The sequence below is a fragment of the Olsenella sp. oral taxon 809 str. F0356 genome (assembly GCF_000233535.1).
Lineage (GTDB): Bacteria > Actinomycetota > Coriobacteriia > Coriobacteriales > Atopobiaceae > Olsenella_I > Olsenella_I phocaeensis.
In genome coordinates this window covers 229,551-243,935 of the sequence record NZ_JH376563.1, presented here as the reverse complement: position 1 = coordinate 243,935, position 14,385 = coordinate 229,551, and the positions used below count along the sequence as shown (strand labels likewise).

The following is a 14,385-nucleotide window of genomic DNA, read 5'->3' as shown; positions in this document are numbered from 1 at the left end:
ACAAACCGAGGGCCGGGGGTGGCGCGCTTCGGCGTGCCACCTCCCGGCGCTCATTCCGGGGGGATAGGCTCAATATGGCCAAGAGAAGGGACAAGGTAGCCGTCGTACATTGCTGGGGGGGAGCCAGCGGGTACTGCAACTACGGCTGCGTCGGCTGCGGTGCGTGTGTCGCCGCCTGCAAGGTCGACGCGATCGGCCTCAACGAGAACAACACCGCGCAGGTGAGGCGCGAGGCCTGCATAGGCTGCGGCCTCTGTGCGAGGGCCTGCCCGCAGGGAATCATCGAGATAGTCCCCCGCGAGGCGACGATCCTGCCGCTCTGCTCCAACCCGGACCCGGGCTCGGTCGCACGCAAGCTCTGCGACTCGAGCTGCATCGCCTGCGGCGCCTGCGAGCGAGCCTGCCCGGCGGATGCCATCCACGTGACGGACAACCTGGCAGTGACGGACGTCGAGCTCTGCATCGCCTGTGGCATGTGCGCGACCAAGTGCCCGCGCGGCGTCATCCGTGACGCCAACGGCATCCTGGCCAAGGGCTTCTAGAGGGGAGGGGACATGGGAAAGTACAGCTTCTTCGTCAACGGCGAAGAGATCTCGACGGACGAGAACGTATCGCTCCTGCGCTTCCTGCGCGACGAGCTCCACCTCACCTCCGTGAAGGACGGCTGCTCCGAGGGCGCCTGCGGCACCTGCACCGTCGTCATCGACGGGATTGCCACCAAGGGCTGTGTCATCACCACCAAGCTTGCCCAGGGCAAGCAAATCCTCACCGTGGAGGGCCTTGGCGAGGAGGAGAAGGAGGCCTTCGTCTATGCCTTCGGCGCCGTGGGGGCCGTGCAGTGCGGCTTCTGCATCCCCGGCATGGTGATGAGCGGGGCAGCCCTCCTGAGGGCCAACCCCAATCCCACCGAGGACGACGTCAAGGTCGCGATAAAGGGCAACGTCTGTCGCTGCACCGGCTACAAGAAGATCATCGAGGGCATCCTGCTTGCCGCCCAGATCCTCAGGGGAGAGAGGCAGATCGACCCCGAGCTCGAGAGAGGCGACGACTACGGCGTGGGCAAGCGCGCCTTCCGCGTGGACGTGCGCCGCAAGGTCCTGGGCTACGGCGTGTATCCCGACGACCTCAACGAGACCGACTACCCCGACATGGCCTACGCCTCGGCGGTGCGCTCGAAGTACCCGCGTGCCCGCGTGCTCTCCATAGACAGCTCCAAGGCCGAGGCCCTGCCTGGCGTCCTGGGCGTGCTCACCGCCAAGGACGTGCCCGTCAACCAGGTGGGCCACCTCATCCAGGACTGGGACGTGATGATCGCCGAGGGCGACGTCACCCGCTTCGTGGGAGATGCCATCTGCCTGGTGGTTGCCGAGGACGAGAAGACCCTGGCAAAGGCCAAGAGGCTCGTCAAGGTGATCTACGAGGAGCTCGAGCCCGTCCGCAACATCGAGGAGGCGAAGGCCGAGGGCGCCCCCATCATCCACGACAGCTTCCTGGCCTTCGGCAACGTCGTCGAGCTCCACGACAACGTCTGCCAGAGCCGCCACGTGACCCGCGGCAACGCCAAGGAGGCACTCGCCAAGTCCGCCCACGTGGTGACCAAGACCTTCGAGACGCCCTTCACCGAGCATGCCTTCCTGGAGCCCGAGTGCGCCGTGGCCTTCCCCTACAAGGACGGCGTCAAGGTCCAGAGCACCGACCAGGGCGCCTACGACACGCGCAAGGAAGTCGCCCACATGTTTGGCTGGGACGAGACGCCCGAGCGCGTCGTCGTCCAGACCATGCTGGTCGGCGGCGGCTTCGGCGGCAAGGAGGACGTGAGCGCCCAGCACCTCGCCGCCCTCGCCGCCCTGCACTTCGGGCGCACGGTGAAGTGCCGCTTCACGCGCAAGGAGTCCATCGACTTCCATCCCAAGCGCCACGCCATGCAGGGCACCTTCACCCTGGGCTGCGACGAGGAGGGCAACCTCACCGCCCTGGACTGTGAGATCAACTTCGACACCGGTGCCTACGCGAGCCTCTGCGGCCCCGTCCTCGAGCGCGCCTGCACCCATTCGGTCGGTCCCTACAAGTACCAGAACACCGACATACGTGGGTATGGCTACTACACCAACAACCCGCCTGCGGGCGCCTTCCGCGGCTTCGGCGTGTGCCAGAGCCAGTTCGCCCTCGAGTGCCTCATCGACGTGCTTGCCGACGAGGTGGGCATCTCTCCTTGGGAGATGCGCTACAAGAACGCGATCGAGCCCGGCGAGGTCCTGCCCAACGGCCAGATCGCCGACTGCTCCACCGCGCTCAAGGAGACCCTCCTGGCGGTGAAGGACGCCTATGACGCCAACGCCGACCACTGCGGCCTCGCCTGCGCCATGAAGAACGCGGGCGTGGGCGTGGGCCTGCCTGACGCCGGGCGCTGCAAGATCGTGGTCGAGGGCGGCAAGGCGATGGTCTATTCCGCGACCTCCGACATCGGCCAGGGCTGCAACACCGTCTTCCTCCAGGACGTGGCGGAGGCCAGCGGCCTTCCGCGCGCTCTCATCCGCAACGGCGAGTGCTCCACCGAGGCGGCGCCCGACTCCGGCACCACCTCCGGCTCGCGCCAGACCGTCATCACCGGCGAGTCCGTGCGCGGTGCCGCCTTCCTGCTCCGCGACGCAATGCTCGCGTACGAGGCGGGGGAGGGCGTGCCCCAGGGACCCGTTCGCGCCAGGGGTGACGGCGTCAAGGTCGAGTACGAGGACGGCAGGAGCTACGACGTCCATGCCTGCGAGCTCAAGGCCGGCGGCGGACGCCACGCCAATGACCCCGCTTCCGCGCTGGCGACGCTCGAGGGCTGCGAGTTCAGCTACGTCTACTTCGAGCCCACCGACAAGCTGGGGGCGGCCAACCTCAACCCCAAGAGCCACGTGTGCTACGGCTTTGCCACGCACCTGGTGATCCTGGACAAGAAGGGCAAGGTCTCCCAGATCTACGCCGCGCACGACTCCGGCAAGGTTGTCAACCCCATCGCCATCCAGGGCCAGATCGAGGGTGGCGTGCTCATGGGCATGGGCTATGCCCTCACCGAGGACTTCCCGCTCAAGGACTGCGTGCCCACCGCGCGCTACGGGACCCTTGGTCTCCTGCGTGCCAGCCAGATTCCCGACATCCACGCCATCTACGTGGAGAAGGACGAGCTCCTGCCCGTGGCCTACGGCGGCAAGGGCATCGGGGAGATCGCGACCATCCCCACCGCGCCTGCGGTGCAGAACGCGTATCGTCGCGTCAGCGGCAGGCTCCAGACCAAGCTGCCGCTCGTCGACACGCCCTACGAGAGGAGGCCGCGCGGGTAGGCCGATCCCTAGGATATTCAGGGGCCTCCTGCCGCCGTGCCGGGGGCTCCTGGGCAATGCAACACCCCGAAACGTGAGACCGGAAGAGCTGCGAAAGAGGTGGTCGTAACATGGGAGAGCTCTTGAGGATGGAGGGCGTCGACAAGCGCTTCGGCTCGTTCTACGCGAACCGCAACGTCACCCTCTCCATACAAGAGGGCGAGGTGCACACCCTGTTGGGCGAGAACGGAGCGGGCAAGTCGACGCTCATGAACTGCCTGATAGGCCTGTACACGCCGTCTGCGGGCAAGATCTACATGAGGGGCGAGGAGGTCCACATAGACTCCCCGCGCGATGCCGTCGCGCACGGCATCGGCATGGTGCACCAGCACTTCATGCTGGTGGAGGACATGAGCGGCCTCGAGAACATCATCCTGGGCGACAAGCGCCACAACACGCCCCTGCTCCAGAAGGCCGACGACCGCAAGACCATCGAGGGGCTCATGCAGCGCTACGGCCTGGAGGTCGACCTCGACCAGCGCGTGGGCGACATGTCCATCGGCATGCAGCAGCGCGTCGAGATCCTGAAGGTCCTCTTCCGCGGAGCCGACCTGCTCATCCTCGACGAGCCCACCGCCGTCCTCACCGACCTCGAGGTCCAGGGCCTCTTCGACATCATGAACTCCCTGACCGACGAGGGTAAGTCGATCATCTTCATCTCGCACAAGATGCGCGAGGTCATGCACATCTCCGACCGCGTCACGGTCCTGCGTCGCGGCGAGTGCATCGACACGGTCGAGGTCTCCAAGACCACCGAGCAGGAGCTCGCCGACCTCATGATCGGCCAGAAGTTCACCGAGAGCACCTACCAGAAGGTGGACGCGACCGACCAGTCCATGCTCACGCTCACCAACGTGTCCTACCATCCCGAGGTCAAGCACGGCGGCCTGAAGGACGTCACCCTCACCCTCCACAAGGGAGAGATCCTGGGCGTCGCGGGCATCGACGGCAACGGGCAGGGTGCCCTCGCCGAGGTCGTGACCGGCCTCATCGCCCCCGAGTCCGGCGAGGTCGTCGGTCCCGACGGCTCGAGCATCGCGCTCTTCTCGCCCCAGGCCTTCATCGACGCCGGCTTCGGCAACATCCCCGAGGACCGCAACAAGATGGGGCTCGTCGGCGACATGACGATCGCCGAGAACCTGGTCCTCAAGCAGACCAACACCGAGCGCTTCTCCGCAGGGCACGGCGCCTGGCTCAAGATGGACGCCATCCAGGAGTTCGCCGAGCAGCTGCGCGAGGAGAACGACATCCGCTGCACCTCCGTCAGCCAGACGGCCCGCAGCCTCTCGGGCGGCAACCAGCAGAAGGTCATCCTCGCGCGCGAGCTCGACAGCCACCCAAAGCTCCTCGTGGCCGTCTATCCCACGCGCGGCCTGGACATCGGCGCCACCGGCTTCGTCCACGACCAGATCGTGGCGCAGCGCGACGCCGGCTGCTCGGTGCTGCTCATCTCGGCTGACTTCGACGAGGTCCTGAAGCTCTCGGACCGCATCGTCGTCCTCTTCGAGGGCCAGATCATGGGAACGTACCCCGGCGCGAATCCCCCCATCAAGGAGATCTCGCTCGCCATGGCAGGAAAGTAGGAGGGAGGAACAATGGCAAAGAGCTCTAGCTCTGACAACAGCCGCGAGAAGCTGCTGACGACGCTCACCCCCGTCGTCTCGGTCCTCCTCGCGCTCATCGTGGGGGCCATCATCATCGCATGCCTCGGCAAGAGCCCCGTCCAGGGTTACGCCGCCATGCTCCAGGGCTCCCTGGGCTCCCTCTCCAAGGTCGCCAAGACCCTGGAGCGCTCCTGCCCGCTGATCATCACCGGCCTCTGCGCCGTGTTCGCCTACAAGTGCGGCGTATTCAACCTCGGCGGCGAGGGCCAGTTCATCATGGGTGGCTGCGCCACCGCCACCGTCGTCCTGGGCCTTGGCCTCGATGGCCCCATCGGCATGCTCTGCGGCCTCACTGCCGGAATCGTCGTGGGCGGCCTCTGGGGCCTGCTTCCCGGCATCATGAAGATCACGCGCGGCCTCAACGAGATGATCACCACGATCATGCTCAACTACGTCGCCATGTACTTCATGGAGTACGTCTTCAAGAACCTCTTCTCGGACAACGGCCTTCCCAAGACCCTTGCCATGCCCAGCGCCGCTCGCCTGCCCGGCATCGGCGGCATGCACGTGGGCGTCATCCTTGCCGTCCTCCTGGGCCTCTTCCTGTGGTACCTGATCTTCCGCACCTCCTTCGGCTTCAAGATCCGCGCCGTGGGCATGAACCCCATCGCCTCGCGCGTGAGCGGCTTCCCGGTGAACAGGCTCGTCCTTCTCGCCTTCGTCATCTCGGGTGCCATCGCCGGAATGGGCGGCGCCGTCGAGCTCCTGGGCAAGACCCCCTACCGCCTGGCGGCGGGCTTCGGCGCGGGCTTTGGCTTCGACGGCGTGGCCATCGCCCTCATCTCGCAGCTCAACCCCATAGCTGCCATGCTGGTCGCCATCCTCTTCGGCATCCTCAACACGGGCGGCACCATGATGCAGAGCGTCATCGGCGTCCCCACCGCCATCGTCGACATCATCCGCGGCCTGATAATCATCTTCGCCGTCGCCGGCATGGCCATCGTCAAGCTCCCCAAGATCATTGCGTTCTTCAGCTCCCGTGGACCCAAGCAGGGCGCGAACGAGCCTGAGGTCGCCACCGACAAGAAAGCGGAGGTGACGGCGTAATGGACTTCTTCATGACCTCGCTGCCCACGATCCTCAACGCCACGACCCTGAGCGCCGTGCCCATCCTCCTGGCCGCCCTGGGCGAGCTCTTCTCCGAGCGCGCCGGCCTTGTTAACATCGGCCTCGAGGGCATCATGGCCGTGGGCGCCTTCGTCGCCTTCGCCGTGGGCAAGATGACGGGCAACCTCTGGCTCGGCGTCTGCGCCGCCATCGTCGCCGGCATCGCCATCAACATGATCTACGCCTTCTGCACCGTCACGCTCTGCGTCGACCAGGTGGTCGTGGGCATGGCCATCAACATCCTTGCGCCCGCCCTGGCGCTCTTCGGCTACAACATGTTCGTCGGATCCAACTCCGCCAACGCCACCGGCGTCATCATGGAGAGGATCCAGATCCCGGGGCTGAGCGCGATACCCTACATAGGTGGGCCGGTCTTCGGTCAGCAGCTCCTTGCCTATCTCGCCTTCATCCTGGTGCCCCTCGTGACCTACTTCTTCAAGAGCTTCCGTGGCGGCCTCTCGTTCCGCTCGGTGGGCGAGAACCCCCAGGCTGCAGAGACCCTGGGCATCAACGTCATCCGCATCAAGTTCGTGGCCTGCGTCGCCTGCGGCGCGCTGGCTGGCATGGGCGGGGCGTTCCTCTCGGTCTGCATGACCCCGATCTACATCGACGGCATCGTCATGGGCCGCGGCTTCATCGCGCTGGCGACGGTCATCTTTGGTCGTTGGAGCGCCGTGGGCATCATGGCCGCGAGTCTGCTCTTCGGCTTCTTCGACGGGCTCAACGTCGCCCTGCAGGCCCAGTTCAACGCCGCGCCCGTCATGTTCTTCAAGATGATCCCGTACATCTTCACGATCATCGCCCTGATCTTCTTCGGTTCCAGGCACGCCGGGCCCAAGGCGAACGGCCAGCCCTACTACCGCGAGTCGCGTTAGTCCGCTGCCGCCCGGGCAACGCCCGCTGGGCAGCGCGATTTACAAAAGCACCGTTCAGCGTGCAAGAATGGGATATAAACTCTGGGCCTTTTGGCCATCGAGTCGAAGGGAGTGGGCACAGCACAGAGACACGAGGTTGGAAGTTCTTCGCATGTGTCAGTGGCAGGAATGTCTTCTTAGAAAGGGAACTACCATGAGCGAGTCCAAGTTCAACTTCATGCTTAACAGGCGTCAGGCCATCGCGCTGGGCCTCGGATCCGCGGCCACGGTCGCCCTCGCCGGCTGCAGCGGCGGAAGCGGCAGCGACGACAAGGCAGCGGGCGGGGATTCCTCCGAGGGCAGTTACAAGGTCGCCATGATCATGTCCGGCACCATCACCGACGGCGGCTGGGACCAGGGCCACTACGAGTCCCTGAAGCGCGCCATCGAGTCCCACCCCAAGTGGGAGATGCTCGAGCCCAAGGAGAACACGCCCGACGCCGATGCCGCCACCGCCGCCCAGAGCTACGTCGACCAGGGCGTCGACCTCATCATCGGCAACGGAAACCAGTTCGCCTCCGACTGGGCCGAGGTCGTCGCCGACGCGGAGGGCAACGACAAGGTCCACTTCCTCATCACCAACACCAACCCCACCTCCGAGATGGCCGACTACAAGTCCCTCGCCAAGGTGGAGACGGTGCTGCCCAACTTCAAGCAGACCGGCGCCCTCGCGGGCGTCGTCGCCGGCCTCATGACCAAGACCAACAGCATCGGCTTCATCGGTGGCATGAAGCTCCCCTCCACCGAGGCCAAGTACGCCGCCTACCTGGCCGCCGCCCAGAAGATCAACCCCGAGATCAAGGGCCAGTACAACTTCGAGGCCGGCTTCACCGACGCCTCCCTGGGCACCAAGCTGACCGAGAACTGGATCAGCACCAACAACGTCGACGTCATGTGGGGCGACGCTTCCGCAGTCGACAACGGCTCGCGCCAGGCCCTCGAGTCTGCCGGTGCCGACACCCACTTCGACATCGCCCAGCCCATCGACATCGCCGGTGCCGACCAGCCCACCGTCGTGACCTCCACCGTCACCGACTGGAAGATCGACCAGGCCATGGACGAGATCGAGAAGGGCGAGTTCGGCGACGGCAGGGTCATCACCGCCGACATGTCCAACGGCGGCGTCTCGCTGGGCAAGTTCTCGGACAAGGTCCCCGAGGACGTCCAGGCCAAGATCAAGGAGCTCGCCGAGCAGATCAAGAGCGACTCCTTCGTGACCGACGCAGAGGTCGAGGCCATCGCCTCCACCCTCTAGGCCAAGGCGCACAGGCGCCAAGACGCCCCAAAGCGGCGCCGGGATGTCCAGCGGGCACCCCGGCGCCGCACTTTTCAGGCGGCGGGGATGCCCGTCGCGCGGACGGGAGGTCGCATGGCAAGGAAGGACTTCAGCCACGAGGAGGACGTCGCACTGCTGAGGAGGTGCATCGAGGTCTCGCGCCGGTCGCGCGAGCACGGCAACACCCCCTTCGGGGCGATCCTGGTCTCCCCGGACGGGGAGGTGCTGCTCGAGCAGGAGAACATCGAGATCGACACACACCGCTGCACCGGGCACGCCGAGACCCAGCTGGTCGACCGCGCCTCGCAGATGTTCGACAAGCCCTATCTCGCGGACTGCTCGCTCTACACCTCGGCAGAGCCCTGCGCCATGTGCTCCGGCGCCATCTACTGGGCGGGCGTGGGCAGGGTCGTCTACGCGATGACCGAGCGGTCGCTGCTGCGCCTCACGGGCGCGAACGAGCAGAATCCCACCTTCGACCTGCCCTGCCGGCAGGTGTTTGCGGCGGGTCAGAAGGACATCGAGGTCGTCGGACCCTTCGAGGAGCTCGAACAGGAGGCCGCGGACGTCCACCGGGGCTACTGGGACTGAGGTCGGCGGTGGCTCTCGCCAGGCGTCGGACGAGAGACGAATGCAAGAACCGGTTGGTCTTTGAGGAGAAGGGAAGCTAGTCAATGAGTGGCATTCTTGGACTTCGCAAGGCAATGCCGAGCAGGCGCGAGGCCCTGGCCCTTGGGGCTGGGTCCGCAGCCCTCGCCGCAGGGCTGCTCGCGGGATGCGGCTCCGGCGGCAGCGCCGATCCCGGAACGGGCGAAGATGGCCAGCCCAAGCGCGTGGCGATGGTCATCAGCAGCCCAAAGAACGACGGCGGCTGGGGCCAGGGCCACTACGAGTCCCTGAAGCGCGCCATCGAGTCCCACCCCAAGTGGGAGATGCTCGAGCCCAAGGAGAGCGTGGCGGACGCCGACGCGGCGGATGCCGCGCAGAGCTACGTCGACCAGGACGTCGACCTCATCGTGGGCGCCGGCAACGAGTTCGCATCGGTCTGGGCCGAGGTCGTGGCGGAGGCGGCGGAGTCGCACCCCAAGGTCCACTTCCTCATCACCAACACCGACCCAGCCGTCGACCTGGCCGACTACCAGACCCTCGACAACCTCGAGACGGTGCTCACCGACCTCAGCCAGTCGGGGGCGCTTGCCGGCGTGGTGGCAGGCCTCATGACCAAGACGAAGAGCATCGGCTTCATCGGCGGCGCCAAGCTGCCCACGACCCTCACCAAGTACGCGGCCTACCTCGCGGCTGCCCAGAAGGTCACCCCTGGCGTCGAGGGCCACTACAACTTCGAGGCCGGCTTCACCGACGCCTCCCTGGGCGCGCGCCTGACCGAGAACTGGATCGCTGCCAACGACGTCGACGTCATGTGGGGCGACGCCTCGGCGGTCGACAATGGTGCCCGCCAGGCGCTGGAGGAGGCGGGGGCCGACACCCACTTCGACATCGCCCAGCCCATCGACATCGCGGGGGAGGGCCAGGCCACGGTCATCACCTCCACCGTCATCGACTGGAAGATCGACCAGGCCATGGACGAGATCGAGAAGGGCGAGTTCGGATCGGGCAAGACCATCTCGGCGGACATGTCCAACGGCGGCATCTCGCTGGGCAAGTTCTCGGACAAGGTCCCGGCCGACGTCCAGGAGAAGATCAGGGAGCAGGTCGAGCTCATATCGGCCGGCAACTTCCTCACTGACGCCGAGATTGACGCGGTGAGGTCCACCCTCTAAGGGCACGCCAAGCAAGGTGCAGGACGGCGGCATCCCTCTGTGGTGCCGCCGTCCCCGTATGAGCGCTGCTCTCAAATGACTAAACAAATGCAAAGAACACTGGTCAGCTCCCAGTTCGTTATATATAAAAAAACATAACGAAAAAATTGGTAGGCAAACAAACTTTTTGCCATTTGCCGTGCCTTTCGTACCGTATGCGGTAGCCGAGTAAAATCGTAAGGCGCGTGCACTGATAGCATGGATATAGCTAACGAGGTGGGAGAGGGCTAAACAATGGCTGATTTGCGGCAGTAAACGTCACCTTGGAGGCAGGGGGGACGGACGCAGGGGAGGGTTGCGCCCACGACATCCCAACGCGAGCTTCGGCACTTCTGGTCAGGAACACGGCAGCGCCGGAACCTGGCTTTTGTAGCATAGGAAGTTACGCCCCTCGAAGTCTGGGGAGCGCGGAGAGAGGGAAGCCGGGCAGGGAGGGAACGCCCGGTTGCGTGGGAGACCAAGCGAAGGGGTGAACCATGGAGAAGTTGAAGGAGGTCGGCAGGCCTCTGGTGCGCGTCGACGCGTACGACAAGGTCACCGGACGTGCCATGTACACGGACGACCTCTGCCCGAAGCCCTGCCTGGAGGCTCGAATCCTGCATTCGACCATCGGCAACGGCGTCGTGAAGTCCATCGACATCAGCGAAGCTCAGAAGGTTCCGGGAGTGGTGGGTGTCTACACCTGCTTTGACGTGCCCGACCATCCGTACCCCGTGGCAGGACACCCCTGGTACGCCGAGTCCAAAAAGGAAAAGCGCGACATCATGGACCGCAAGCTCCTTGACTCGCGCGTGCGTATCTATGGCGACAACATCGCTGCCGTCGTCGCCGAGGACACCGTCGCCTGCGACCGCGCCCTGGCGAAGATCAAGGTCGAGTACGAGGAGTACCCCGTCGTCTACGACCCCATCGAGTCGATGAAGGGCACCGAGCATCCCGTCCAGGAGGGCAAGCCCGACAACATCGTGGCCCACACCCTCGCCAAGACCGACGACGAGAAGCTCGCCAAGTTGGGCTACTCCTCCGTCGAGGATGCCGTCAGCGACCCCAAGTACCACCATTACAAGCTCCACATGGAGACGGGCGAGCAGTCCCAGGTGCACATCGAGACCTGTACCTCCTACTGCTACGAGGAGAACGGCAAGATCGTCTGCGTCTCGTCCACCCAGATCCCACACATCTGCCGCCGCGTCATCGGCCAGGCCCTGGGCATCCCCTGGGGCGACGTCCGCGTCATCAAGCCCTACATCGGCGGCGGCTTCGGCACCAAGCAGGACATCCACTACGAGCCCCTCAACGCCTGGCTTTGCAAGCAGGTCGGCGGCCGTCCCGTCCGCCTCGAGCTCAGCCGAGAGGAGCTCTTCTACGCCACCAGCGGCCGTCAGCCCAAGAGCTTCGACGTCGAGGCCGCCGTCGACGACGACATGAACCTCCGCGCCCGCTCCATCAAGGCCTGGTCCAACACCGGCGGCTACATCCACCACGGCCATGCCCTGGTGCTCAACTCCGTCAACACCTTCCGCTGGCTGTACCACAAGCAGGAGGACGCGATTCGCTGCGAGGCCTGGACCATCCACACCAACGGCCCGCACACCGGTGCCATGCGCGCCTATGGCGTGCCCGAGGGCAACTGGGCGGCCGAGTGCCTCATGGGTGACATCGCCCACGACATGGGCTGGGACGGCGTCGACTTCCGTCTGAAGAACGCCATCTACGAGGGCTACTACGACGAGTTCAGCCCCAGCAACTACATCGCCGCCCATACCTGCGGCCTTCCCGAGTGCGTCGAGAAGGGCAAGGCGTACATCGAGTGGGACAAGAAGAAGGCCGAGTACGCCAACGAGACTGGCCCCATCCGCCACGGCGTGGGCGTCTCCTTCTTCGTGTACAAGACCGCCGTCGCGCCCTTCGCGCTCGAGACCGCGACGGCCGCGATCACGCTGAACCAGGACGGCAGCTTCCAGCTCCAGATGGGCGCCACCGAGATCGGCCAGGGTGCCGACACCGTCTTCTCGCAGATGGCGGCCGAGGCCCTCGGCGTCGACACCGAGGACGTCCACATCGTCTCGTTCCAGGACACCGACGTAACGCCCTATGACGCAGGCGCCTACGCCTCCCGCCAGACCTACGTCTCGGGCACCGCGGTCAAGCAGGCGGGCGAGAAGCTGCACAAGCAGATCATCGAGTACGCCCACTACCTCTTCCCGGGCGCCCAGGGCGAGTTCACCCTGCGTGACCATGCCATCTGGGACTGCGTGGGCAACAAGGTGGTGGACCTCTCCGAGCTCGCCCTCGAGGCCTACTACAACACCGACCACAACGACCAGCTCTATGCCCGCTCCACCGCCAACGTGCACACCAACACGATTGCCGTGGGCTGCAGCTTCGCCGACGTCACCGTAGACATGCCCCTGGGCAAGGTCACGGTCAACAAGATCATCAACGTCCAGGACTCCGGTCGCCTCATCAACCCCAAGCTCGTCGAGCAGCAGGTGCACGGCGGCATGGCCCAGTCCATCGGGTTCGCCCTCTACGAGGAGGTGCAGGTCGACCCCAAGACGGCACGCGTGCTCAACCCCACGCTGCTCGACTACAAGATCCCGACCACGATGGACGTGCCCGACCTCGAGGCGCAGTTCGTCGAGACCGACGACCCCACCGGCCCCTACGGCAACAAGGCAGTGGGAGAGACGCCCATCATCTCGCCTGCGGCTGCGATCCGCGACGCCATCCTGGATGCAACCGGCGTCAAGTTCTACCAGGAGCCGATGACCCCTCAGCGCCTCTTCGAGGGATTCAAGAAGGAGGGTCTCATCTAATGTATGACATCGAATCGCTCCACTGCGCGACCAGCGTGGACGACGCAGTCCGCGCCCTCGCGGAGGACCCACAGGCCATCGTCGTCGCCGGCGGCACCGACGTCCTCGTGAAGGTGCGCGAGGGCAAGTTCGCGGGCGCCCACCTCGTCTCGATCCACGAGCTTCACGACGAGCTCGACGGCGTCACCCTCGCCGAGGACGGCACCGTTGAGATTGGCCCCATCACCTGGTTCCACCACGTGACCACGAGCCCCGTGATCCAGGCGACCGTCCCCACGCTGGGCGACGCCTGCGACACCCCCGGCGGCCCTCAGCTGCGCGTGTCCGGCACCATCGGTGGCAACGTCTGCAACGCCGCCACCTCGGCCGACTCCGCGTCAACCCTCTATGCCTACGGCGCCCTTCTCGACGTGAGGGGTCCCAAGGGGGAGCGCACCATCCCCATCGAGGAGTGGTACGCCGGACCCGGCCGCTCCACCAAGGACCGCGACGAGGTCCTCGTCAAGATTCGCATTCCCAAGGACCACTATGAGGGCTTCACCGGTCACTACTTCAAATACGGCAAGCGTCGCGCGCTCGAGATTGCGACCATGGGCTGCTGCTGCCTGGTCAAGCTCTCGGCCGACAAGAAGACCGTCGACGACATCCGCCTCGCCTTCGGCGTGGCGGGCCCCACGCCCATGAGGGCACAGAAGGCCGAGGACGGCGTGCGCGGGCTTCCCGTCGCCGAGGCCGTCGAGAAGATCGGCGAGCTGGCTCAGGCAGACACCAACCCCCGCGACAGCTGGCGCGCCTCCAAGGAGTTCAGGCTCCAGCTCATCAAGGAGATGTCGAAGCGCTCCCTCGCAGAGGCCGCGCGCAAGGGAGGGGCAGATATCTAATGGACATGAGAATCCTGAAGTGCAAGGTCAACGGCAAGGAAGTCCAGGTGGGCTATGACCCCCGCGAGTCCCTGCTCGACACCCTGCGCAACCGCCTGCACCTCACCAGCGTCAAGCGTGGCTGCGAGGTCGGCGAGTGCGGCGCCTGCACCGTCCTGATCGACGGCGTCGCCACCGACACCTGCCTCTACCTCACCGACTGGGCGCAGGGCAAGGAGATCCTGACCGTCGAGGGCCTCCAGGCGGCCGACGGCACGCTCCACCCCGTCCAGCAGGCCTTCGTGGACGAGTTCGCCGTCCAGTGCGGCTTCTGCATTCCCGGGCTCATCATGAGCACGGTCGAGATAGCAAACTCCGGCAAGACCTACACCAGGGACGAGCTGCGCAAGCAGCTCTCGGGCCACCTCTGCCGCTGCACGGGCTACCAGGACGTCATGAACGCGGTGGAGAAGGCCGTCGAGTTCTGCCACGAGCGCGTGGGGGCAGACGAGACGACCACCGCCTAGTTGACCAGCGCGGTGCGGCGGCCGTCCCGCCGC

General features: G+C 65.6%; 11 protein-coding genes. All 11 read left to right on the top strand.

Features of this window, described 5'->3' with window-relative positions:
• The first annotated feature begins 74 nt into the window (after positions 1 to 74).
• The 11 genes from HMPREF1008_RS01070 to xdhC all read left to right on the top strand — a co-directional run bounded on the left by HMPREF1008_RS01070 (position 75) and on the right by xdhC (position 14,352).
• Positions 75 to 542, top strand: a complete 468-nt coding sequence (locus HMPREF1008_RS01070; protein ID WP_009277996.1) for a 4Fe-4S binding protein — start codon at positions 75 to 77, stop codon at positions 540 to 542.
• Positions 543 to 554: 12 nt separating this feature from the next.
• The gene (gene xdh, locus HMPREF1008_RS01065; RefSeq protein ID WP_009277995.1) at positions 555 to 3,326 is read left to right on the top strand and encodes a selenium-dependent xanthine dehydrogenase; all 2,772 of its coding nucleotides are present in this window, start codon (positions 555 to 557) and stop codon (positions 3,324 to 3,326) included.
• A 110-nt stretch (positions 3,327 to 3,436) separates the two neighbouring features.
• The gene (locus tag HMPREF1008_RS01060) at positions 3,437 to 4,948 is read left to right on the top strand and encodes an ABC transporter ATP-binding protein (protein WP_009277994.1); all 1,512 of its coding nucleotides are present in this window, start codon (positions 3,437 to 3,439) and stop codon (positions 4,946 to 4,948) included.
• A 12-nt stretch (positions 4,949 to 4,960) separates the two neighbouring features.
• The gene (locus HMPREF1008_RS01055; protein ID WP_009277993.1) at positions 4,961 to 6,076 is read left to right on the top strand and encodes an ABC transporter permease; all 1,116 of its coding nucleotides are present in this window, start codon (positions 4,961 to 4,963) and stop codon (positions 6,074 to 6,076) included.
• Positions 6,076 to 7,011 (top strand): ABC transporter permease, encoded by a 936-nt coding sequence (locus tag HMPREF1008_RS01050; RefSeq protein WP_009277992.1) that lies wholly within the window; start codon positions 6,076 to 6,078, stop codon positions 7,009 to 7,011. The genes HMPREF1008_RS01055 and HMPREF1008_RS01050 overlap by 1 nt, the downstream gene beginning before the upstream one ends.
• Positions 7,012 to 7,204: 193 nt before the next feature.
• Entirely contained in the window at positions 7,205 to 8,305 is a 1,101-nt protein-coding gene (locus HMPREF1008_RS01045; protein WP_009277991.1) for a BMP family protein, read from the top strand.
• A 114-nt stretch (positions 8,306 to 8,419) separates the two neighbouring features.
• Positions 8,420 to 8,917, top strand: a complete 498-nt coding sequence (locus tag HMPREF1008_RS01040; RefSeq protein WP_009277990.1) for a nucleoside deaminase — start codon at positions 8,420 to 8,422, stop codon at positions 8,915 to 8,917.
• A 113-nt stretch (positions 8,918 to 9,030) separates the two neighbouring features.
• On the top strand, positions 9,031 to 10,107 hold the full coding sequence (locus HMPREF1008_RS01035) for a BMP family protein (protein WP_156797650.1): 1,077 nt from the start codon (positions 9,031 to 9,033) through the stop codon (positions 10,105 to 10,107).
• Positions 10,108 to 10,622: 515 nt separating this feature from the next.
• Positions 10,623 to 12,965: a xanthine dehydrogenase subunit XdhA gene (xdhA, locus tag HMPREF1008_RS01030; protein WP_009277988.1), complete on the top strand. Its 2,343-nt coding sequence runs from the start codon at positions 10,623 to 10,625 to the stop codon at positions 12,963 to 12,965.
• Complete coding sequence (xdhB, locus tag HMPREF1008_RS01025) at positions 12,965 to 13,846, top strand: xanthine dehydrogenase subunit XdhB (RefSeq protein WP_009277987.1); 882 nt, start codon at positions 12,965 to 12,967, stop codon at positions 13,844 to 13,846. The genes xdhA and xdhB overlap by 1 nt, the downstream gene beginning before the upstream one ends.
• Positions 13,846 to 14,352 (top strand): xanthine dehydrogenase subunit XdhC, encoded by a 507-nt coding sequence (gene xdhC, locus HMPREF1008_RS01020; RefSeq protein WP_009277986.1) that lies wholly within the window; start codon positions 13,846 to 13,848, stop codon positions 14,350 to 14,352. Before xdhB ends, xdhC begins: the two co-directional genes overlap by 1 nt.
• The last annotated feature ends 33 nt before the right edge of the window (positions 14,353 to 14,385 follow it).

Coding starts and splice junctions, on each gene's coding strand:
- HMPREF1008_RS01070 (WP_009277996.1), top strand. CDS start 75: ATGGCCAAGAGAAGGGACAAGGTAGCCGTCGTACATTGCTGGGGGGGA.
- xdh (WP_009277995.1), top strand. CDS start 555: ATGGGAAAGTACAGCTTCTTCGTCAACGGCGAAGAGATCTCGACGGAC.
- HMPREF1008_RS01060 (WP_009277994.1), top strand. CDS start 3,437: ATGGGAGAGCTCTTGAGGATGGAGGGCGTCGACAAGCGCTTCGGCTCG.
- HMPREF1008_RS01055 (WP_009277993.1), top strand. CDS start 4,961: ATGGCAAAGAGCTCTAGCTCTGACAACAGCCGCGAGAAGCTGCTGACG.
- HMPREF1008_RS01050 (WP_009277992.1), top strand. CDS start 6,076: ATGGACTTCTTCATGACCTCGCTGCCCACGATCCTCAACGCCACGACC.
- HMPREF1008_RS01045 (WP_009277991.1), top strand. CDS start 7,205: ATGAGCGAGTCCAAGTTCAACTTCATGCTTAACAGGCGTCAGGCCATC.
- HMPREF1008_RS01040 (WP_009277990.1), top strand. CDS start 8,420: ATGGCAAGGAAGGACTTCAGCCACGAGGAGGACGTCGCACTGCTGAGG.
- HMPREF1008_RS01035 (WP_156797650.1), top strand. CDS start 9,031: ATGCCGAGCAGGCGCGAGGCCCTGGCCCTTGGGGCTGGGTCCGCAGCC.
- xdhA (WP_009277988.1), top strand. CDS start 10,623: ATGGAGAAGTTGAAGGAGGTCGGCAGGCCTCTGGTGCGCGTCGACGCG.
- xdhB (WP_009277987.1), top strand. CDS start 12,965: ATGTATGACATCGAATCGCTCCACTGCGCGACCAGCGTGGACGACGCA.
- xdhC (WP_009277986.1), top strand. CDS start 13,846: ATGGACATGAGAATCCTGAAGTGCAAGGTCAACGGCAAGGAAGTCCAG.